This window comes from Proteus vulgaris, assembly GCF_011045815.1.
Lineage (GTDB): Bacteria > Pseudomonadota > Gammaproteobacteria > Enterobacterales > Enterobacteriaceae > Proteus > Proteus vulgaris_B.
The window spans coordinates 3,847,111-3,870,549 of record NZ_CP047344.1; the positions used below are offsets into that span (position 1 = coordinate 3,847,111).

At 37.9% G+C, this 23,439-nt stretch carries 21 protein-coding genes; 1 reads left to right on the forward strand and 20 read right to left on the reverse strand.

Features of this window, described 5'->3' with window-relative positions:
* Positions 1-9 precede the first annotated feature (9 nt).
* From cutD to cbrC, 20 genes are all read right to left on the reverse strand, one after another.
* The gene (cutD, locus tag GTH24_RS18055; RefSeq protein WP_164526794.1) at positions 10-960 is read right to left on the reverse strand and encodes a choline TMA-lyase-activating enzyme; all 951 of its coding nucleotides are present in this window, start codon (positions 958-960) and stop codon (positions 10-12) included.
* Positions 961-1,060: 100 nt separating this feature from the next.
* A complete protein-coding gene (gene cutC / locus GTH24_RS18060; RefSeq protein ID WP_164526795.1) occupies positions 1,061-4,495 on the reverse strand; it encodes a choline trimethylamine-lyase in 3,435 nt (1,144 codons plus the stop codon).
* Between the two features lie 56 nt (positions 4,496-4,551).
* Positions 4,552-5,700 carry a 1-propanol dehydrogenase PduQ gene (locus GTH24_RS18065; protein WP_072069144.1) on the reverse strand — a complete coding sequence of 383 codons (1,149 nt, stop codon included), beginning with the start codon at positions 5,698-5,700 and terminating at the stop codon, positions 4,552-4,554.
* 7 nt (positions 5,701-5,707) lie between these two features.
* Positions 5,708-5,971, reverse strand: a complete 264-nt coding sequence (locus GTH24_RS18070; protein WP_164526796.1) for a EutN/CcmL family microcompartment protein — start codon at positions 5,969-5,971, stop codon at positions 5,708-5,710.
* 26 nt (positions 5,972-5,997) lie between these two features.
* The gene (locus GTH24_RS18075; RefSeq protein WP_164526797.1) at positions 5,998-7,665 is read right to left on the reverse strand and encodes an acetaldehyde dehydrogenase (acetylating); all 1,668 of its coding nucleotides are present in this window, start codon (positions 7,663-7,665) and stop codon (positions 5,998-6,000) included.
* 73 nt (positions 7,666-7,738) lie between these two features.
* Positions 7,739-8,017 (reverse strand): BMC domain-containing protein, encoded by a 279-nt coding sequence (locus GTH24_RS18080; protein ID WP_006536328.1) that lies wholly within the window; start codon positions 8,015-8,017, stop codon positions 7,739-7,741.
* A 14-nt stretch (positions 8,018-8,031) separates the two neighbouring features.
* A complete protein-coding gene (locus tag GTH24_RS18085) occupies positions 8,032-8,316 on the reverse strand; it encodes a BMC domain-containing protein (protein WP_006536329.1) in 285 nt (94 codons plus the stop codon).
* A 20-nt stretch (positions 8,317-8,336) separates the two neighbouring features.
* Positions 8,337-8,615: a BMC domain-containing protein gene (locus GTH24_RS18090; protein ID WP_004249182.1), complete on the reverse strand. Its 279-nt coding sequence runs from the start codon at positions 8,613-8,615 to the stop codon at positions 8,337-8,339.
* A 754-nt stretch (positions 8,616-9,369) separates the two neighbouring features.
* Positions 9,370-9,888 carry a FidL-like protein gene (locus GTH24_RS18095; RefSeq protein ID WP_164526798.1) on the reverse strand — a complete coding sequence of 173 codons (519 nt, stop codon included), beginning with the start codon at positions 9,886-9,888 and terminating at the stop codon, positions 9,370-9,372.
* Positions 9,888-10,742 (reverse strand): transcriptional regulator, encoded by an 855-nt coding sequence (locus tag GTH24_RS18100; protein ID WP_072069148.1) that lies wholly within the window; start codon positions 10,740-10,742, stop codon positions 9,888-9,890. The genes GTH24_RS18095 and GTH24_RS18100 overlap by 1 nt, the downstream gene beginning before the upstream one ends.
* Before the next feature lie 26 nt (positions 10,743-10,768).
* The gene (locus tag GTH24_RS18105) at positions 10,769-11,356 is read right to left on the reverse strand and encodes a TetR/AcrR family transcriptional regulator (protein ID WP_072069149.1); all 588 of its coding nucleotides are present in this window, start codon (positions 11,354-11,356) and stop codon (positions 10,769-10,771) included.
* Positions 11,357-11,628: 272 nt separating this feature from the next.
* On the reverse strand, positions 11,629-13,023 hold the full coding sequence (locus GTH24_RS18110) for a hypothetical protein (RefSeq protein ID WP_164526799.1): 1,395 nt from the start codon (positions 13,021-13,023) through the stop codon (positions 11,629-11,631).
* 109 nt (positions 13,024-13,132) lie between these two features.
* Positions 13,133-14,407 (reverse strand): bifunctional O-acetylhomoserine aminocarboxypropyltransferase/cysteine synthase, encoded by a 1,275-nt coding sequence (locus tag GTH24_RS18115; RefSeq protein ID WP_164526800.1) that lies wholly within the window; start codon positions 14,405-14,407, stop codon positions 13,133-13,135.
* 229 nt (positions 14,408-14,636) lie between these two features.
* Positions 14,637-15,551: an aromatic amino acid DMT transporter YddG gene (gene yddG, locus GTH24_RS18120; protein ID WP_072069151.1), complete on the reverse strand. Its 915-nt coding sequence runs from the start codon at positions 15,549-15,551 to the stop codon at positions 14,637-14,639.
* Between the two features lie 158 nt (positions 15,552-15,709).
* Positions 15,710-16,753 (reverse strand): spermidine/putrescine ABC transporter substrate-binding protein PotD, encoded by a 1,044-nt coding sequence (potD, locus tag GTH24_RS18125; protein WP_072069152.1) that lies wholly within the window; start codon positions 16,751-16,753, stop codon positions 15,710-15,712.
* A gap of 114 nt (positions 16,754-16,867) precedes the next feature.
* On the reverse strand, positions 16,868-17,647 hold the full coding sequence (gene potC / locus GTH24_RS18130; protein ID WP_036934543.1) for a spermidine/putrescine ABC transporter permease PotC: 780 nt from the start codon (positions 17,645-17,647) through the stop codon (positions 16,868-16,870).
* Positions 17,644-18,504, reverse strand: coding sequence for a spermidine/putrescine ABC transporter permease PotB (gene potB, locus GTH24_RS18135; protein ID WP_023583058.1), 861 nt, complete (start codon positions 18,502-18,504; stop codon positions 17,644-17,646). The genes potC and potB overlap by 4 nt, the downstream gene beginning before the upstream one ends.
* A complete protein-coding gene (gene potA / locus GTH24_RS18140) occupies positions 18,488-19,603 on the reverse strand; it encodes a spermidine/putrescine ABC transporter ATP-binding protein PotA (protein WP_072069153.1) in 1,116 nt (371 codons plus the stop codon). Before potA ends, potB begins: the two co-directional genes overlap by 17 nt.
* A gap of 520 nt (positions 19,604-20,123) precedes the next feature.
* A complete protein-coding gene (locus GTH24_RS18145) occupies positions 20,124-21,410 on the reverse strand; it encodes a S8 family serine peptidase (protein WP_072069154.1) in 1,287 nt (428 codons plus the stop codon).
* A 161-nt stretch (positions 21,411-21,571) separates the two neighbouring features.
* Positions 21,572-22,162 carry a PF03691 family colicin E2 tolerance protein CbrC gene (gene cbrC / locus GTH24_RS18150; RefSeq protein WP_072069155.1) on the reverse strand — a complete coding sequence of 197 codons (591 nt, stop codon included), beginning with the start codon at positions 22,160-22,162 and terminating at the stop codon, positions 21,572-21,574.
* A gap of 170 nt (positions 22,163-22,332) precedes the next feature.
* Here cbrC and dusA point away from each other — a divergent pair, with 170 nt between their 5' ends.
* On the forward strand, positions 22,333-23,367 hold the full coding sequence (dusA, locus tag GTH24_RS18155; protein WP_164526801.1) for a tRNA dihydrouridine(20/20a) synthase DusA: 1,035 nt from the start codon (positions 22,333-22,335) through the stop codon (positions 23,365-23,367).
* Positions 23,368-23,439: the final 72 nt, after the last annotated feature.

The following is a 23,439-nucleotide window of genomic DNA, read 5'->3' on the forward strand; positions in this document are numbered from 1 at the left end:
CTCTCCTACTTAGTGACGGACAAGACGGATATCGAAATCAAATTTCTTAAAGAAGGCTTCTAAACTGTCTAACTCTTCTGGTGTATAACTAGGATCGTTTTTTATTGGGTAGATCATTTCCAATTTTTCGTATTTATTACGCCCAAACTGATGATAAGGAAGAATATCAATACGCTGAATATTTCCGCGTTTTGATAGCTCCATGGCGTAATTAATTGCTCCTGTAATTGCATCATAAGAGTCGTTATAACCACGGACTAATGGCATACGAATAACCACATTGGCACCGAGATCCATTAAACGTTCTAAATTACGACGGACATTTTCATTACCAACACCAAACAACGCTTTATGCTGAGCTGTATCAATGTGTTTGATATCAATCAGAAATTGATCAACAACTTCCGCTAATTTTTCATAATTCGCCACGTTAGTGGTCGCTTGCGTCTCCACAGCGGTATTGATCATCATCTTTTTACATTCTCGTAGAAGCGCAACCGCAAAATCAGTTTGTAAACTCATTTCACCGCCACCGATTGTGACACCGCCCCCTGAAGAGATGTAAAAGTCATAATCTTGCATGATGATTTTCATTAGTTCAGATACAGAAACATCTTTTCCCATAATATCAAGGGCATCAGAGATACAGACTTCTTCACATTTACGACAACCAATACAATCAACAGCGCGATCAACACGATGAACTTGTTTACCACTTTCATTGGTTGTCATGTAGTGCACACCCGCAGGACAAACATCAACGCATTTACCGCAATCTACGCATTTGTCGTGAGAGTACATCACCTGAAACTCACTGCTGAGACCTTCTGGATTGGAACACCAAGGGCAGCGGATATTACAGCCTTTTAAGAAAACGAGAGTACGAATACCATCACCATCATAAATAGAGTATTTCTGGATATTAAATATCCGCCCTCTTATTTCTGCTGCCATTTCCATCTTTACGCCTCCAAATCTGCATCAAACATCCCTGTTCGATAAATTTAAATCTTGTCTTGTCGATTAAAAGGGATAGCCTGCACTATCCCTATGGCTGTAATTAGAATTTCTCAATTACAGTACGACTGATAATTTCATCCTGAACTTCTTTACATAATTCAACGAAGTAAGCACTGTAGCCAGCAACACGGACAATTAAGTCACGGTATTTTTCAGGCTCTAATTGCGCTTTTTTCAGTACTTCATTATCGACATAGCTAAATTGCATCTGGCCGTTACCCAAAATGGAAGCCGTTCTTAATAAGGTAATTAAACCTTGGCGACCTTCATTGGTATCTAACAAACCTTTCAGGAATTTAAAGTTATGAACCATACCGATATTCATGGTTTCAACATTCATTTTACTGATTGATTTAATAATCGCTGTTGGGCCATGTTTATCCGCACCTTGTGTTGGGCTGATACCATCTGACAATGGTTTCCATGCGAAACGACCATTTGGAGTCGCTGCGGTTAACTCACCAATTGGCGTATTGTTAGAGATAGACAGCGTACCGTGGCTCAAAGTGGAGTAGAGCATTTTGTATTTACGACATTCACGCTCAGTCCATTCCGTAATATCCAGCGCATATTGGTCAACAACATCATCATCGTTACCAAACTTCGGTGCATTTAAGCAGTCACGTAATAACTCATCCTCATCATGACCTTCAAAGTTAGCTAGTAGCGCATCACGGATTTGCTCTAAGGTGTATTTTTTATCTTCATAAACAAGTTTGCGAATAGCCGCCATTGAGTCCACATAAGTCGCTAAACCTGAGAAGATAAGACCTGGACCATGGTTAACCATTGCACCACCCGCAGTGACGTCTTTACCTTGTTCCATACAGCCTTCAACCAGCAGAGACATTAATGGTTTTGGTGCAACATCACGGTGAACACGTTGGCTGATCACCGTACCAATTGCGGATAAACGAACGATATGTGCGACTTGCTCTTTTACAGCGCGATCGAAATCTTCATAAGTACGCAGGTCGCGTAAATCACCGGTATCTAAACCTTGATAGCTATCAAACAGCACCATACGACCACGGTTTAATACAAACTCAATTGCAATAGGCCATTGGGTGTAACCCGTTGATGTCCATTGATAAATACGACCTGATTTTTGTGGCTCAACACAACCCATCAAGCAGTAGTCACGCGCATCTTCGAAATCGAAGCCTTTACGCAACATCATCTTGATATGAGAATCATCGAAGTGGCATGCAGGGAAGCCCATACCCGCTTTAACTACATCCACTATTTTTTCCATATATTGCTGTGGTGATTGGTTATGAATACGACATGCTAATGATGGTTGATACACTTTTACAAAACGTACAGCATCCATAATTAGGTAAGTTAAATCATTACACGCATCACCACCTGTACGTTTTTGTCCACCGATGGTTAAGTTGATAAATGGCTGATAACCAGCAAAATACTTCGCCCCTAATTCACTCGACATCCACATTAATTCAGCACATTTGATGATAAAGGCTTGCATCATTTCCAGTGCTTGTTCGCGAGTTAAACGTCCTGATTTGATGTCGTTTTCATACATTGGGAAGCAGTATTGGTCTAAGCGACCTAAAGAAAGACCCGTTTGGTTTTCTTCAACTTCAAACAGTGACTCTACAGTCCAAATACTTTGCAAGGCTTCTTGCAGTGTTTTTGGTGGATTAGCTGGTACATTTTCGTTGACTTGAGCAATCGTCAGTAACTCTTCACGACGTTGAGGATTGCTCTCTTTTGATGCTAATTCACGCGCATGTTCTGCAATGCGATGTGCGTAAGCAATCACACCTTCACAGCTTTCAATAGACGCTTTATAGAAATAGATACGGTCAATATCAGCTGGATTTTCCATACTTAATTCAGCTAATTTAGCTTGCGCATCAGCTTTAATACCGTTCATACCTTTGGTGAATAACAGAACGTCATAACCTGGGCAAGTATCGCCACCACCATTGATTTGGTGATAAGAAAGATCACTAACAAAGGTTTCACCACTAAATTCCCACACACCTGCTTCGCGATATTGTGCTTCACAGATCTCATCCAGAGAACGCCCTTCCCAGAAGGGAACAATTTCTTCGCGAATAACTTTTTTATCTTCTTCTGAAATTTGGAATGGATCTTGTGGACGCGTGCTCATAGTATCGAGTTCATCACGAACCCAACGCCATGCAATATCAGGAGAGAAAGCACCAGCACGCGGTTTTCCACAAGGATGTCCAACAATCAGCTCTTCATCTTGAATTAAGATAGGTGCGGTTTCACATGCACGACGGAATGCTTTAGCGCGCAATAAAATAGGTGGTAAACCTGGGTTATTACGGACAATTTCAGTAAATGCTAATGCTCTGTAGATAGAAACACTTGGACGTGCTTCTAAATAACGGTTACGTAAGCGTTGTAAGCGAGGCGTTAAACCTTCCATTACTTTGAATTCGCTCGCATCTGCTGTTGGTGCAACAACACTCGCTGAAGGTGCAGCATATTGTGGCTGTGAATTCATACGGCCATCATATAAACGCACTTGCAGTGAACTGTGTAATGTTGATAGATTAGCGCGCGCTGATAGCAGCATTTCTGATAATTCGTTGATGCTGACTCGCGGATCGTTAATATCAACCCCCTGTGTCATAGCATCAAACATTGGGTAACCATCAACTTCTTTGGTCGCACGTACTTCAGAAAGCTCTGCTAATTTCAACCAAACACTTTCAACAATTTCATAAGCCTGTGCTTGTGTTAAACGACCTTGGTCGAGATCACGTTGATAGAATGGATATAACGCTTTATCAAATCCCATTGGATTAATGGCGTAGCTACCATTTTCCAGATGTAAGACTAATTGCAGTAAATAGAAAACTTGAACCGCTTCTTTAAAGGTTTCTGCTGGTTTTGCAGGGACTTTACGTAATACCGCAGCACTATCTAATAATTCTGCTTTACGATATGGATTACCTTCCCTTGCTGCTAAATTCTCTGCTTTTGCAGACAGAATTTGTGCGAAATAAAGTGCTGCATCACACGCATAAATGGCGGATTTACAAAAATTGGCTTCGTCCATACTGCTACGATTGACCGCACTGCCAATGCTTCTAATTCTGTCTTCAAGCTGTGCTTTGATAGCTAAGAAACCTTGGTTTACCACCAGCATATAATCTGGCGATGCAACACTGTTATTGATACTTAAAAAACGGTAGATAGAGTCGCTACGCACTTCTTCTTCCGTATGGAAAATCGCGCCGCGTGGTGTTGATGATTGACTGCCGATAATCAATTCATCTTGTGCAATGTAGCTTGGAAAATGACGAATAAATTCATAAAAACGTTGCGCAGGTTTAATCGCTTGAGGCACACCTGCAACGTTGCTGTCCAATGAATCAAAAATGGTTGCACGCTCTGTGCTGATGGAGCTATTACGTGAAACTAAACGTTCTGCCAGCATTTTTACGCGTGGCGTCAAAGAATATTTGGCCATGTGAGGCTCTCCTGATGTTCTTTACTTGACCTAATCGGTATTAATTCGGTTGAGCATTAACTGTGTGATACACCGGCAAATGCCTGACGATACAATGTTTCTAATTGGTGTGTGTTTACGTCACGCGGATTTGTCGGCGTACAGCTATCTCGTAAAGCCTGTCCGACCATTTCCGTTAAACGGGCATAAAAGTCCGCTTCACTGACACCGGTATCGCGAATACTCTTCGGCATACCCATTTCATCTTTCAATACATTAATAGCGACGATTAAACTGGTGACCCCTTCTCTTACGGTGTTAGCCGGAAGTCCTAAGCTTTGAGCAAGATAGGCGTAACGTTTTGCTGCTTCGCTATTGCAATCACCATGAAAATTTGCATTAAAAGCAATAACATGTGTCATCAATAACGCATTTGCTCGACCGTGAGGAACGTGGAAGACACCACCTAATGCGTGAGCAAGACTGTGTGTAATACCCAGCGAGGCGTTAGTAAATGCCATCCCCGCAATACAAGATGCGTTATGCATTTTTTCACGGGCAAGTAAGTTGTCACCTTGATGATGGCAATCAATAAGATGGCTAAACACTAACTTGACGGCTTTCTCTGCCATCGCATCAGAAAAATCAGATGCGGCTTTAGAAACATAGGCTTCTAGTGCATGGCAAAGCACATCCATTCCCGTATCAGCAGTAATTGCTGGCGGTACAGACTTCACCAACTCAGGATCGAGAATGGCGACATCAGGCAACATAAACTCATCAACCAAAACCAATTTTTCACTGCGTGACTTAATTACTGAAAATGAGGTCACTTCCGAACCTGTACCACTGGTGGTTGGGATCGCAATAAATTGTGGTTTTGTTCTGTTGCTCTCTTTACGGGTATGCCAGAGGGAGTACATAACGGCTTTCGCGGCATCAATCACAGACCCACCGCCGAGTGCGATAACCAAATCTGGATAATGGGCATCCATGACTTTCATACCACTTACGATGGCGGAAATATCAGGATCTGAAGCAACATCATCGTAAACTTGGAACTCGATACCCCGTTGCATTAACTTGTCAGTGACTTTATTTGCAAAGCCAAACTTCACCATTGCTTTATCTGTCACCACAAATGCGCGGCGGGCAGTTAACCCAGAGAGAAAATTCAGTGCATTGGTGCCAAACTGAATTTTGGGTTTTATCAGAAACTCACTCATGTCGTTATTACTCCTTACTGTCCCGATAAACCTTCTCAACAATGGCAACCACTGACATCGCTTTGTAACGTTCTTTGTTCAGTGCAAAATACTCTTCAGCCAACACAATATCGTTGATACCTGCACCTACACTGTCCACTGCAACATACGTTTTGTTTTTCAGTGGCTTAAGCTCATCATCTAAGGTGGCTATCATTAATAAATTGCTACCTTTAAGTTCTGGGCTTTTCTGTGTCGCTACTACGTGTCCGATTATCTTTGCGAGGATCATGGTTTATATCGCCTTATATCAATGAGTTATTTACTCAGACGTCCGAGAACTTCCTTGATAATGCGTTCCACGTTTTCTTCGGTAATATCACCTTGTTCAATCACTTGTTGCGCACAAGCACTGACGGTCGTTGCATAAGGAGATGCACCAAAGCGATCATCACCTTGAGTTTGACGTTGTGCAGTTGCACACTCAGCATGAACAGGCGTTAAAGAAGGTGAACGAAAACGGTCATCATCAAGAATGCTGGTCTGGTGATTTGCACTAGAAACAGAGCAAGCAGAAACAGCAGGTTGAGCAGCTTCTTGTTCTAAAGGACAAGGTTGTTTCAACTCTTCAACGGTACGCACGCCATAACCTACTTTGCGAATATTCAGTAAGTTCATTGGGCCGACATTGTCAGAGCTAGAACCACCACCTACAGCCCCACAGCCTAAAGTTAACGCTGGAGTAATATTAGTGGTTGCACCGATGCCACCTAATGCCGCTGGGGTATTAATCAGAATACGGTTAACCGGTTTTTCTAGAGAGAACTGACGAATAACATCTTCATTTTTGGTATGAATAACCAATGTATGACCTAAACCTTCATTAGTCAGCAATTGCACCACGCGATCGCACGCTGATTTCCAATCTTCTTCGATATACATTCCTAAGATTGGGCATAATTTTTCGCGTGAATACGGATTTTTAGGTGAAACGGTATCTTGTAATGCGATTAATACACGCGTGTTTGCTGGCACACTAAAACCTGCACGCTGACTTAAATAAATCGCATCTTTACCCACTACGGCTGGGTTAATTGTGCCGTTAGCACGCAGTAACATTGAAGCTACTTTGGTTGCTTCTTCGTCATTCATAAAGTAAGCACCTTGCGCTAATAGCTCACGGTGAACTTCGTTATAAATGCAACGTTCAACGATAATGGATTGCTCTGATGCACAGATAACCCCATTGTCGAATGTTTTACTGGTGATGATATCGCTCACTGCTTTTTTGATATCTGCACTGCGTTCGATAAAGGCTGGGCCATTACCTGGACCACCACTGATGGTTGGCGTACCTGATGCATAAGCAGCACGTACCATACCTTCGCCACCAGTTGCTAAAATTAATGACACATCTTTGCTGTGCATTAATTCTTTTGTCGCTTCCAGTGTCAGTAATGTCACACCATCAACAATACCTGCTGGTGCTCCAGCCTCTAAAGCCGCTTTTTTAACAATTTCTAATGCACGGAAACTGCACTGTTTTGCATTTGGATGCGGAGAGAAAATAATCGCATTACCCGCTTTCAGTGCAATTAGGGTTTTATAGATAATGGTTGATGTTGGATTAGTTGAAGGAACTAACGCCGTGATAACACCTAAAGGCACGCCAACATCCATGACTTTTTTCACTTTATCGTCATTGATAATGCCAACGGTCTTCATGTCTTTCATATGCTCATACACACGCAATGACGCGAAGGTATTCTTCAGCACTTTGTCTTCCCACTTACCAAAGCCTGTTTCTTCGTTCGCCATTTTTGCCAACTCTTCTGCATGACGAGCGGCTTCAAATGCAATGTGTTTTACAATACTGTCGATTTTTTCCTGCGAAAATTTAGCATAAACAAGTTGTGCATTTTTCGCGTTACGAACTAGCTCACGAGCCAGTTGTCTGGATTGCAAATCTTTATCTAATGCAACCATGTCTTCCCCCATACAGGAGTTAAAAAATTTAGCTGAATAACTTATTTCTTTGCTTTACAGCACGCCTGAAAAATCAGGCTTTGTGCTGTTGTGCGATTTTCTCGATATCGTTATGCGGTCTTGCAATAACACGAGAAGTCACCACGGTGCCGATACGTTTTGCCGCTTCAACACCTGACTCAACCGCTGCATTTACTGCACCGACATCGCCTTTCACCATTGCTGTCACTAAACCTGAACCGACGTTTTCATAACCAATCAGTTCAACATTGGCTGCTTTGCACATTGCATCAGCAGCTTCAATGCAAGCGACAAGACCTTTGGTTTCAACTAGACCTAGTGCTTCTTTCATATTTATTTCCTTCGTTATTCAGTCACTTTGTACTGGGCAACGATTTTTTGAATATCGTTATGTGGACGAGCGATGACTAATGAAGTCACAACAGTACCAACACGTTGAGCAGCTTCTAAGCCAGATTCCACAGCAGCTTTAACGGCACCTACATCACCTTTCACCATTGCAGTCACTAAACCTGAACCCACATTTTCGTAGCCGATTAACTCAACATTTGCCGCTTTACACATCGCGTCAGCTGCTTCAATACAAGCCACCAGCCCTTGAGTTTCAATAAGTCCTAATGCATCACCCATACGTTCTCCTAAGGCAAAAACTATGCCTTGTGTTTGATAACAATTTTGTTGATGTCATTGTGAGGACGAGCAATCACGAGCGATGTAACAACTTCACCCACGCGTTGTGCTGACTCCACACCTGAATCCACAGCAGCTTTCACTGCGCCTACGTCGCCTTTCACCATCGCAGTCACGAGACCTGAACCCACATTTTCATAGCCAATAAGTTCAACGTTCGCGGCTTTACACATAGCGTCAGCGGCTTCAATACATGCCACCAGACCTTTGGTTTCGATCAGACCTAATGCATCACCCATTTTCATTTCCTCCGAGAAGCCGTTTAACGGTTTACGTTTGCCCATTGTGTCTGCGTGGTGATTTTTTAAACGCAGACTTTGGTTTCAAAATCACTATAACGCGCAAAAAAGAAAACAAAACATAAATCCATAATAGTGATATATATAGAATTTAACTCTGTAATTTAGTGTTTTTTATCTCTCTATTTATTTAACAATGCTGTTTATTTATTTTTTTCATCGTTATAAATTTATCAATCCCCACAAAAAATAGATTGAAAAACAGACGAATTAACTTTGTTAGGAGGATGTTTAAAAGGTGCAAAAAGCCAGTACATATCGATGGGAAAGATGTGCGGAATATCACTGATAATTCAACGTAAGATCAATAATTGAAAAAGGCTAAATCAAGTCTATATACAAATCGTGCTATTTTTTTATTGATAACATATCTATTTCATCTAGACCCTTACAACAGGTATAGAAAAGTGGAAAGGAGCACGCTTTATCTAATACCTATATACGAGGCTTACACGAATAATAAAGTGGGGGAAGTACCGTTTACTGGAAAGGCACAAATCTACGACTGAGCATTTATGCTTATTTAAGGAAAGCTTTCAGTTTGTACAACAAGGGAAGGTAAAAGAGGGAGAGCCATCACACAATAACAGCGAGTATAAGTAAAAGAATGGAGCGTAATAAATTAGATCTTAAAACACAGAAAAGGTGGAAACAGATGTACCCACCTTATAAAAACAAGATTAGATAGGATTAGTTAATCAAATTTACTACCTGGTTTTAAGGTACAAATATAGAGAGGTGAATTAAGCGAACTTAATAGTAAGGTTTTCTCATTAAGCTTTTGTGCATTAATAAATAACCCATCATGACTATCTGACATTTCGCGCATAAAATAATCAAAAATAACGTCTGGAGATTCATCAATTGATGATGCACTAGAATCCCATTGGCTAACAATATAGTGACGCTCTGTCGGTGAAACACGCTTAGTCGTATAATCAAATTTCACATAACGTTGTAAATACAACCATCCTGGTTTTGAGGTGGTATAGCCTTCAACAACAATTGATCCTTTACCATTGGCACCAAATGAAAAATGAATATTGCCATTTACATTTTCATCTTCCATATTTTCAAAACGCATAATGCCTTTGGTTGAGCAAACCATGACACCTTCATTTTTAATCGTTAATAATCTTGTTGCTGCATAAGTGGCGACCAAGATAAAAATCAGGGCCGATAAAAAACATAAAAGTTTCCCTGAGATTTTCATTAGTATTTCCAAGAATAGTAAAAGTAATTATCGCAATAACTAAATGGGTTATCTTCGTTCTTTGCACAATGTGCTAAAAATACCCGCCCTAATCCATTTGTTTGTAATTTATCACCATAAAAGAAAACAAATCGCTCACCTTTCACACACTGTAAATTAAGCTTCTTTCTTACTGCGTCAAAATTGCGAACATAATTATCACTTACTGCAGAATTAATCATAGCTTCATTAGAAAGTAACTCACAATCATTATGTGTTAATGGTGTCAGTGAAATTGGCTTTGATTGATGTTGATTAAAAAAGATGATCACCGCAAGAAATACTGCACCTAATAGAAAACCAATGCTGGCTAAATACCAACAAATTTCTGGTTTTTGTTTTTGTTGCGGTGCTTCTTCTTGTGTAGGCTCTAAAGGTGTTTGCGTTAAAGATAAAGGTGTCGCTGTTTCAACAGCTATTTGATTTTCACCTTTAACTAAAATAGGTACTTCTTCATTCGTTTGAGTTGAAGGTAATAGCGTTGAGTCATCAATGAGTTCAACTGAAATATCCGGATTAAATTCTAATCGTCCTTTCGCAATAGTAACAATGATATTTTCAATACCATAATGACGAAATGTTTTTCGTAATAAACTCAAATATTGGTTTAAATTACTGTTTGATGAAACTAACCCATTATCATCCCAAACACGTTTTAATACTTCATCACGATTAACCACTCCAGGGTGCTGAATAAAATAAAAAAGTAACGCATTTGCGGTAATAGAAAGATGTGTATCAACACTGTCTTTTTCTAATGATATCGCGCCATCCGTTGCGTCGTAATAAATTAAGGCATTTATTTTGTATTTCATTGTGCCCTCATTCATCCTGATTAAAATTACTGATTTGCTGTGTTTGCCATATAGTCAAATGTCATTTCAGATAATCTTTCAACTAATGCGCTACGCTCCTCTTGTGAGATAGTAGGGCCTTCTGTTAATTCAGATAACCAAAGACCATCTGCGGCATAACGAATTAAAGTACCTAAATAACTATTATCTAATTTATCGCCTTTGGCTAAATGATCTAACATCCAATCTCGCCAGCATTTACGCATAATAGGCTCGTTTGGCATTGCTAAAGACAGTATGGCTAATTGGCGACTTTCGTCTGACTGTTTTAAATCAGAAATATAAGTTAAATATGCGCGAGAAAAACGCCCTGCTTCAATAGGATCATTTTCCATAATAACTGCAATTCGGCTATCCATAATCCCCAATAGCCGTTTAAATACTGCCTGCACTAATTCTAATTTTCCGGGAAAATGATGAAGTAGACCACCTTTACTTACACCCGCTTCTTTTGCTACGGCATTTAAAGAAAGAGAGGCTATTCCTTCATTAGCCACAATTATGCTTGCCGCTTCCAATAATTGCTCTTGAACTCGGATAGGGTCTTTTTTTCGGTGATGTGCAGTTGTATTCATGCATAGGATAATACCGACCAGTCGGTATGTTCCTTATTGATCAAAATCAATCCCTTTTAGACTCAAGTCGATTAATTATAAATAATGTCGTTCACTTCACACTCCCTTATTTATTTAACTATATTATTTTTGAAAATATAAAATAAATATATAAATATTGATTTTATCTTTATATTTATAAATTTGAGATAATGATAATTTGATTATTATCAACAACAATAAAACCATTAAAAATATTTATTTATCATTTATCAATTTAACCCATTGTTTTACTATTTAACCAGAGGAATACCTTTAGCCAAAGCATAAGCGGCAAGTTCAATAAGAATCTCAGGATTATTAAAAATTTGAGGGCTTCTATCAGCTTGTAATTGATGAATAATATCCTCTAATGATTGGTTGCTTTTCCCACCACTATTTATAGTATCCATTATCTCCTTTATAGCAAAGAACTCATTTACTCTATTCATTCCATTAGCTTCATGAATAAGAAAATTATACTTATCTGTATTTAACTTTTCTTTTTCTATAAACCTAATCGTATTTTCTAATATAAAAGGATCCATTAATAATCCAGCCCTCCAATTATTTATAGAAATAAATTTAATATACTTTCCTTTATCTTTATCGCTTACGTTATTAGTATATAACTCAAAATTTGCAATAGGATAATTATCATACATCTCCTTATGATTTTCTTCATGATTATTTCCTATTAAAGCCACATCACTATTATTCGCAAAGTAATTGAAATATTTAAAATATTTAAATTTATCCTTATCAAGTATAATAGAATTATTATTAGCATTGTTTTTTTTAATTGATTCTATATCATTAATATTAAAAAGTTCACTGTTATGAGATAGAATATAGACAACATCAATATCTTCATTTAACAACATTTTTAGATATTGATTTAATTCTTCCTTCGTATGTAATGGATATTCAGATAAAATAGCCTTGTTCCCTGAAACCGTTAACATTTCATTAGCTGGGAAAATTTTGGATAAATTTTTAATTAGTGTATCTTGACAAAAGTGAATATAATTAATCCTTTGGTTATCCACTTGGGTATATTTATCTTTAGGATAAACATAATCCTTTAGATTATTAATTAACTTATTGCTTTGCTTACCAATTTCTTTAAGAGTTATATTTTCCAACTTAGATAAAACACTATCGTTTACACCATTTAAATTTATTTCCCTCAATCTTTCTTGATATAAATTGAGTTTATCTGCCACATTATTTACAAAAAAAGGCAATTTCATTCCATTCAGAATGGTATAGTAACTGTCTTGATTTTCTATAACATTTCCTCCTTTCTCAAATAACATATAATCGTTCTTATTTATTTCTCTTTTTTTACCATGCCCTAACTTTGTAGCTTCCTTCAAATTACTACAATTGTATTTATCACTAACATTGTATTTATCACTAACATTCTGTTCATAAAAGCAATTCTCCATATCTTCGTTATTATTAATACTTTGTTCTTCAGAATCTTTATTTAACTCTTTAGCAAATAAACCTTCATATTTAGAAGAAGTATTTTTTATACTTAAAAAGTATTCACCAGAAGAGTAAGAAGGATCACTGTCACAATTTATTTCAGATACATTTGGTAAAACTATATTTTGCCTATTTTGGCTAATAGAAGCTGGCATAATTATTCCTTATTTTAAATAAAGCTATTCCACATTCCATAGAAATAAAAAAAATCTTACCAAGCTTGGTAAGATTTTCATAAGAATAAAATATAAAGTGTTTTTTTATTTAAATACTGGCTTTTAATGCCCGTTCTAAATCTGCAAGAATATCGTCAATATGTTCAATACCAATTGAAAGGCGGATCAAATCTCGTGAAACGCCTGCGCGCTCTAATTCTTCATCGTTTAATTGACGATGTGTGGTTGATGCTGGATGACATGCTAATGATTTTGCATCACCAATATTCACAAGGCGAACAATGAGTTGTAATGCATCAATAAATCTAGCACCTGCTTCTGCACCCCCTTTGATACCAAAAGAGAGAATACCTGCGGGTTTACCTGACATATAACGTACCGCTAAATCATGCTCAGGATGATTGCTTAAGCCCGCATATTTGACCCATGCAACTTGAGGGTGATTTTGCAGGTATTCTGCCACTTTCTGTGCATTTTCAGTGTGTCTTTCCATACGTAGTGCCAGTGTTTCTAAGCCTTGTAGGATCAAGAATGCATTAAAGGGGGATAATGCCGCGCCTGTTCCACGCAAAGGTGCAACACGACAACGGGCTATATAGGCAGCCGCACCAAAATGCTCAACATAATTTACCCCGTGATAAGAAACATCGGGCGTATTTAATATTTCAAAACGTGTTTTGTGTTCTGCCCAAGGAAATTTACCTGAATCAACAACAATACCACCAATTGAATTACCGTGACCGCCAATATATTTAGTTAACGAGTGAATAATAATATCTGCGCCATGTTCAAAAGGACGGCACAAATAAGGTGTTGCAACCGTATTATCAACAATTAAAGGTACACCATGGCGGTGAGCAACATCAGCCAATGCTTGAATATCGACAATATTTCCGCTTGGATTTGTGATGGTTTCACAAAATACTGCTTTTGTTTTATCGTCAATTAATGCTTCTAATGCAGCAATATCATCATGGGGAGCAAAGCGCGCTTCAATACCAATACGAGGGAAAGTATGCGCCATTAAATTATAAGTACCACCATAAAGTTTAGCGACAGAAACAATATTGTCACCTATTTGGGCAATAGTTTGAATAGCGTAAGTAATAGCAGCCATACCCGATGCCACAGCCACAGCCGCAATCCCGCCCTCTAAAGCGGCAACACGTTTTTCTAATACGTCATTGGTTGGATTCATTATGCGGGTATAAATATTACCAGGCACTTTTAAGTCGAAGAGATCAGCGCCATGCTGTGTATCATCAAATGCATAAGATGTGGTTTGGTAAATAGGTACAGCTACCGCTTTTGTGGTTGGATCAGGTGAATAACCGGCGTGAACAGAAAGTGTTTCAAGTTTCATTGCAATCCCTTTTTGTTGCATTTGTTCTTATCGTATTACTTATATTTTAAATAACTTAAATCAAAGTAAGCATTCTCAGTATATAAGTCATATAAATAAGCGCATATCGTCTATGTCGTATAGTGAAAAAATTTCAACTTAGATTAATGCGACCAAAGTACCATACCGCCAATAATGCAAAACGCCGCTTTTCACTGTGATATTTGAGTTAAAGATCTTGTTTTTCTCTCTATTTTATCGTTTTGAGTACTTTTATCTTTTTTTGACGAGTCGCTAACCAGCAAATTAAAGAACCACCTGTCACCATCATTACACCCTGCCAAAATGAGAAAGAAAGTGCGGTAGACAATAATATTGAGGAAAATGCAGTAGAAATAACAGGAGTAAAGTAGGAAAGTGTGGCTAATAAGGTCACATTGCCTCTGATCATACCAATTGTCCATGCTGCATTAGCAAGCCCAATTGCTGCACCCGTGATTAACAAAAGCGTGATGCTTTTTGTATCAATAATCCATTCAACTGGTGTTGAAAATAGGTATTGCCCCCATAATGCAAGTGATGTTAATAAGAAAAAAGGCACAATTCCATTATTCCCACCAGAAATAAGGCGAGTTAAATTACTATAAAACGCCCATAAAATGGCACCTGAAAACGCCAATATATAGCTTAATGGATTGTTTTGGATATTTTGCCATAAGCCTTCAATAGTTAGAGGATTATCTCCACTAACAACCCAGACTAATCCACTAAATGAACATAATAACCCTACGATCAGTAAAATAGAGAATCGTTGTTTATTGACTATGACAGCAAGTGCTAAGGTAAAACTAGGCCATAAATAGTTCACCATTCCTAGCTCTATGGCTTGTGTTCTATCGGTGGCAAATCCTAATGCCAAGGATAAACACACTTCATAAGTAACAAATAATAGCGCTCCCCAAAAAAGGTAGCGTTTAGGAAAAAGTGATAGTTTAGGTACACCTAAGATCAAGATAAGAAATATTGTTCCTGTGGTATAAATCAATGCTGCACCACCAACGGGGCCAAAATACTCACTGATATTACGAATTAAACCAACAATAGTGCTCCAAAGAAAAATAGCAACGATGCCATATAACGTCCCTTTTGATGCGCTAGATATCATTTTGTGCCTTCAATTAAGTTTATTAACTCACTAATAAAAAGTTTTAATTACCTTTACGCTTTCAGCAAATAAATTCAACTTATATCCTTAAATAAAAATGCACTTTTCACCATAAAAAAGCCACCTTAAAGGTGGCTCAGAACTATACTCAAACGTGATTAGCGTCCAGCTTTTAATTTTTGGTAATAGCTTTCGTATAATACAGTTGCATCACCCACATCATTTTGCCATTCACCTTTATTAATAATCTCTTCTGTTGGATAAAGAGAATTATCTTTAGTGATCACATTTGGCAGTAATTTTTGTGCAGCTAGGTTTGGCGTCGGATAACCAATATTCTCCGCAACTTTGGCTGCTATTTCTGGGCGTAATAAGAAATCGATAAGTTTATGAGCGCCTTCGACATTCTTAGCATTAGCAGGAATAGCTAAGCTATCCATCCAGAAAATACCGCCCTCTTTTGGCCACACCATTTCAATCGGTGCACCAGCATCACGAGCAATAAATGCAGAGCCATTCCAAATCATTCCTAAATTAACTTCCCCTTGCATATAAGGGTTAGCCGGGTTATCTGAGTTGAAAGCCAACACATTTGGCATCAGCTTCTGTAGCTCTTTGTAGGCTTCTTCTATCTCTTTAGGATCGGTCGTGTTACCTGAATAACCTAGTTTTAATAATGCCATTTGGAAAACTTCACGAGCATCATCAGTTAATAACAGGCTATCTTTATATTCAGGTTTCCATAAATCTGCCCATGAACTAATACTACTCACATCAACTTCATCACTATTAATACCAATAGCGGTCGCACCCCAAATATAAGGGATAGAGTAATCATTTTCTGGGTCGAATGACTTATGTAATAAGCTAGGATCAAGATTATCAAAATGCGTTAATTTTGATTTGTCGATTTTTTGTAACATTCCTTCATGGCTCATTTTAGAAATAAAATAAGTGGAAGGAACAACCAAATCATAAGCACCTTCTTTATAGGTCTTTAACTTGGTATACATGCTTTCATTGGATTCATAGGTGGAATAAATCACCTTAATCCCAGTTTCTTTCGTAAACTGTTCAAGCAAACCAGGCGGCACATACTCCGTCCAGTTGTAGAAATATAATGTCTTACCATCATCAGCCGATGCTGTGCTGATACTTAATGCCATTACGCTGGCAGCAAGTACAGAGGACCACTTTTTCATTTATGTTTCCTTCAGTGGTTGATGCGTTAATATCAAATAGGCAGCTAGCCTACCTCCAACAGATTGGTCATCAAGACCCCAAAAAGTGCGAGAAACTTGCACTAATATATGTCATTACGCTTTGCCAGTTCGGTCTCTTAAGATCAACTGACTAATTAACACTAATACTAAGGATAGACCTAAAAGGATGGTTGCAAGCGCATTCACTTCAGGTGAAACCCCAACTTTCACCATTGAGTATATTTTCAATGGCAAAATCTCATAGCTTGGTCCTGTCACAAAAGAAGAAACCACCACGTCATCCATGGATAACGTAAAGCTTAATAACCAACCTGAAGCCACTGCTGGCATGGCTAATGGCATAATGATTTTACGTAAAATAGTAAATTCACCCGCGCCTAAATCTTTGGCAGCCTCCAACATCTTCACATCAAATCCACTTAATCGTGAGTACACCGTCACCACAACAAAAGGTAGGCAAAATGTAATGTGTGAAAATAAAAGCGACCAAAATCCCAATGAAACACCTAGGATCATAAATAGAACAAGTAATGAAATGGCCATTACAATATCAGGTGACATCATGACAACAAACAACATACCACCGACAAATTTTTTGCCACGAAAACGGTAGCGATAGAGTGCAACCGCTGCTAATGAGCCAATTAATGTCGCAAATGTCGCAGAAGTGACCGCCATCGTTAATGAATGCCCAGCAGCTTGAAGCAGGCTGTCATTATTAAATAAAATGGCATACCAATCTGTGGTAAATCCTTTCCAATTAATCCCGAAACGCGATGAGTTAAAAGAGTTAACTATCAGAATGATAATCGGGATATAAAGATACGCGTAAATAATGGACATAAATCCACCACGCAATAACCGTCCTATCATTCTATTTCTACCTTCTTATGCAGTAGCTTCACGGCTCGGTAATACACAAACAGCATTAATCCCATCACTAATGTTAAGCAAATACTGGTTGCCGCACCGAAAGGCCAGTCACGAATATTTAAGAATTGGCTTTTTATTACGTTACCAATTAATAAGTTCTTCGCCCCTCCCATTAAATCAGCAACAAAGAATAAGCCCATGGCAGGTAACATTACGAGTAAACAACCCGCAATAATGCCTGGCATCGTTAATGGAATAATAATACGGATAAAGGTCTGAAATTTATTAGCCCCTAAATCACGCGCTGCTTCTAAACAAGGTTTATCTAACTTTTCAATGCTGGAATATAACGGTAGTACCATAAAAGGTAATAAGATATAAACCAATCCCAGTACAACTGCCTCTGGGGTATAAATAATCCTCAGTGGTTTATCAATAAGTCCTATCCACAACAGGAACTCGTTAAAATAACCTTTAGTGCTTAGGAATATCTTTAATCCATAAATACGAATAAGCGAGTTTGTCCAAAAAGGCACAATCAATAAAAACAACATTAATGGCTGTATTTTCTTAGGCATTTTTGCAAGGAAATAAGCAAAAGGATAACCTAATAATAAACAAGCTAATGTTGCTACCACCGCCATATTGATTGAATGCAGTAATACTTCTGCATACATAGGATCAAATAAACGATAGTAGTTATCGAGTGTAAAGACCATCTCGACAAGATTGGCATCATCACGCGTTAAAAAACTAGTCGCAATGATCATGATATTCGGCAAGAAGACGAACACCATCAACCAACCCACAACACCGGTAATTACGATGTTTTGAAATAGTTTACGTGTTTTCTTCATCTGCCAGCACGACCTCCCAGCTTTCAACCCAAGTCACTGCAATTTTTTGGTCTAACGAGTGATCAACATCTGGATCATCTTCATTAAAGAACTCACTGACCATCACTACCTTGCCATTTTCCATTTCAACAACAGAATCTAGCGTCATGCCTTTATAGTTACGTTCACGAACATAACCAATCAGACCAGGAAGGTTTTCAAGATCATGAATTTCTTCAACACGAAGATCTTCAGGCCGAAGTAATACTTTGAGTTGCTGATTTTGAGTTACAGGCAATGAGGTATAAATATCACATTCATGACCTTCAACATCAGCACGAATACGCGCCTCATCAATACGATGTAGAACACGTGCATCAAAGATATTAATTTCACCTATAAATTGCGCAACAAACAGGTTTGTTGGCTCTTCATAAATTTCACGCGGTGTCCCATCTTGCTCAATACGCCCTTCACGCATCACCACAATTCGGTCTGACATAGTCAGCGCTTCTTCTTGGTCATGAGTCACGAAAATAAAGGTTATTCCTAATTTACGTTGTAAGGCTTTTAATTCATTTTGCATCTGTTTACGTAATTTGTAATCCAGTGCAGATAATGATTCATCAAGCAATAAGACTTTTGGTTTATTCACAACAGCACGCGCAATCGCAACACGTTGTTGTTGTCCACCAGAAAGGTGTGCAGGACGGCGTTGGGCGAAATCTTCAAGTTGCACCATACGCAAGGCTTCTTCAACGCGAACATTAATCTCTTCCGCAGGCGTTTTTTGCATGCGAAGGCCAAATGCGACGTTTTCAAAAACAGTCATATGAGGAAAAAGTGCGTAACTTTGGAAAACCGTATTTACAAAACGTTGTTCCGCTGGGATATCCGTAATATCTTGCCCATCAAGAATTATTTTTCCATCGTCAACGTCTTCCAAACCCGCAATTAGACGCAAAACCGTCGTCTTACCACAGCCCGAAGGACCAAGGATGGTTAAAAACTCGCCATGGTTGATAGTAAGATCGAGGCGGGAAATAATTTGTTTTCCGTCGAAACCTTTACTTAAGGATTTTAATTCGACAACTGGTGTCAGAGATGTTTTCTCAGTCATTTAAGGTAATACTCTATCCCGAAGAATAATGCAGATAGAACCGCCACTGGAAAAGACTGTGTGAGCTGCCGGAGCATTATGCTCCACAGAAGCCCAAAACCAGCGACGCCGTATGTATAGTACAAGCGGAAAATGATAAACGCAGTGGCGTGAAATTGAAAGCAAAAAGGCGTATAAACAGTGAAAAACTATTCATATTTAAGTTTTTCCTCATAAATCAGGCTTTTTTGTTTTCTAATAAAAAGATAATAAAATCAAAATGCTACTTATTCATATAAATATTAGAAATCGACTAAGTTTATGATTAAATAATTTTTCTATTATAAGTCAGCTAATCGGCCTGTTTTTCTATAAAAACAGAAAAGGATATTGATTAGTTCAATGCTTTTTTACGACAATTAAAACATGATAATGGCTCTAAAACCCACATAGTTCTCATAAAAATTTTTATTAATCATAATGATATTTGTTAGAAAACACCTCCCAAACAGTAGAAGGTGTTTTGTTGATAACTGTTTTTTCAATAATATTTTATTAATTTTTTTAAATATAAAATTGCATTATTCACATTGGGTAATGGACCAATCTTGTCATTTAATAGAGGGAAAGTACCTGTTCTAATTAATAAATCTCGCATTTGTATTGGTGTTAACACTCTATTTGTATTGCCTTTATACCAAGATTGGATCATGGCAGCTGCCCCCGCCACCAATGCACTCGCAGACGAAGTTCCACTAAAACTAGCAGTATAAGTATGATTATCATCACTTCGAAAGAGATCACCATAACCTGCTGTTGCGACAGCTTCACCCCATGCTTGTACATGAATGGGTGAACCATGCGTTGAAAAAGGTAAGCGATTTAATGTATAAGGTGAACCAGCGCCGACACGTATCGAATTGTTGTCATGACGTTGGCGATAACTTTTATAAGCAGGCAAATCAAGATCAACACCACCATTACCAGCCGCCATAATCACAATAATACCCGCATCTGTTAGTGCGCGTGTCGCTTCCCAAATATGCATTTCATAGTCAGCGGGTACATAAGCTTGGTGCTCACAGATGGTTTGCATTTCATATAAAACGATATCACCCGCATGTAATATGTGTTTACTGGCAATAATCGCATCAATACGGCCACAGGTTAATTCAGAGATGGCATAAAACATATCGAGTTTATACGCTAGCCCAGTGATCCCTTTACCATCCTTTTTTCCCATAATTAATCCTGCAACCGCGGTACCGTGATCTGCCTGACTCGTTTTTTCATTAAAAGGGAGTAATGATGTAATATTATCAGTTGATAAATCATGATGAGATAGATTGAAATCCCATTCAATATCGGCAACTTGGATACCTTGACCATATGCTTCTTGTTTCCATGCACCTAAAATTCCCAATCCTATAATTTTATTAATATTGGTTGTTCTTTCTGGATCATCTAAATATTGCTGATACTGAGTGAAATCAGGTGTAATATTAGGAGGTTCAATAGGTTGTATCGGTACAGATTGCACATATTCAATATCAGGATGCTGTGTTAATATTTTGATGACATTCTCTAATGAATATTGATTATTATCTGGTAAATTAAGGTAATAGTATTTATTTAAGTCGTTAAAGTTTATTGGAATAAAACTAATATTGTTTTTAGGAGGTAATTGATGAATAGAAGAAATAACAGGAACCAAGGATATATCAGATAATAAAGAACAATGTTTTTCATGGGAAATAGGGAATAACAGATTTTTATTATCATAATCAGGATTTTTAAATTTTATAAGAATTTTTCTTTTAATGTTCATATTCAATGCTCCTCTTTTTTATTTTTTTTGCTTTATAGCGTAAAATATTGAGCAGTGACTATTTCCATTTTTAATAGAGATAATATAAATAGGTTGTTTTATAAAAAATGATATCAAGCCTACACTCTAAAGTAGACTTAATATTATTTGAATGATATTTATTAACTAAAATCAATATGTAGACGTAATTTTCCACAACAACAGCATTTAAATAAATAACCTTGGCAACCACTGTCATCCCATAAACGCTCTGATAAATCAGAAAGTTCAAAACCAACGTCTTGAATGTCTTGCTCTAAAGAAGCAAATTGTTTTAATTTATCTTTAATATCGTCCCATTCTACATAATCAATAAAGGCACAAGGTTCATCACAATGTATTAGCCAATGTTCTTGTTGCCAGCCATGATAACCAGGTGTTCGTTTTGTTAATTCATCGAGTTTGTTTTTATCTATAAGAGGTAAAGTAGAACCACAATACTCCCCCTCTTCGTCATAGAGAACTTCTCCGCCTTCAATGCTTGCAATATCTTGAAATTCACCATCAAACTTTTCACTTGCAGAACCATCAGCAATACACCACGGACATAGTGCATCAATATCTTCTACTGAGTAGAAAGGGCTACCATAATAGATATCGGTTTCCTTTCCACAACAATCACATATAACGGTATCATCTGTGATAAAAGCACCTGTTTTTATCGGTTCAGGATGATATTTGAAATAAGGTAATGCTCTTTTTTCAGCTGGCATTATATTTTCCTATTTTATGATTTATTATTACTTATCTTCAGCTTCGTAAAATAATCCTAGCATCAGATCCAGCATGTGTAAGCTATCCTCTATGCTATAATGCGCGCTCATTTTATCTCCTTTAATAGTTTAGAGATAATCACTGCCTAAATAGACGAAAGAATTACAACATGTCAGAAAATATAGAACTCAATAAATCAACAGAAAATCATGATGTTAATAGCAATTCAAAAAAATATAATTTGAACCGCTTCTCTGTTGCACCAATGCTCGACTGGACTGATCGTCATTGTCGTTATTTCTTTCGTCAATTAAGTAAAAATACGTTGCTTTATACTGAGATGGTCACAACAGGTGCCATTATTCATGGTAAAGGTGACTATCTAAAATACAGCGAAGAAGAACATCCTGTTTCATTACAATTGGGTGGAAGCGATCCTCAAGCTTTAGCGCAATGTGCAAAATTGGCACAAGAGCGTGGCTATGATGAAATTAATTTAAATGTAGGTTGTCCTTCAGATCGCGTACAGAATGGGCGTTTTGGTGCTTGTTTAATGGGTGATGCACAATTAGTTGCTGATTGTGTGAAAGCCATGCGTGATGTGGTTGATATCCCTGTCACAGTAAAAACACGCATTGGGATCGATGACCAAGATAGCTACGAATTTTTATGTGATTTTATTGATACTGTTAGTCGCAATAATAATTGCGACACTTTTATTATTCATGCACGTAAAGCATGGCTATCAGGTTTAAGTCCAAAAGAGAACCGTGAGGTTCCACCTTTAGATTATCCCCGTGTTTATCAATTAAAACGTGATTTCTCGCATCTTACCATGGCGATTAATGGCGGAATTAAATCGTTAGAAGAAGCGAAGGAACACTTAAAATATATGGATGGTGTGATGGTGGGTCGTGAGGCTTATCAAAACCCGTCAATTTTAGCGCATGTTGATCATGAACTTTTTGATAATCAATTGCCCATTGCTGATGCTGTCGCTGCCGTAAGAGCAATGTATCCTTATATTGAAAAAGAGCTATCACAAGGTACTTATTTAGGACATGTGACTCGTCATATGTTGGGAATTTTCCAAGGTATTCCAGGTGCTAGACAATGGCGTCGTCATTTAAGTGAAAATGCCCATAAGCAAGGTGCTGATTTATCTGTTTTAGAAAATGCGCTTAAATTTGTGACTGAAAAATAATCTAAAAAAATAAAACCAGCCTTTAGGCTGGTTTTATTTTAATTAAAGTAATGAGAAGAAACGATTATAATT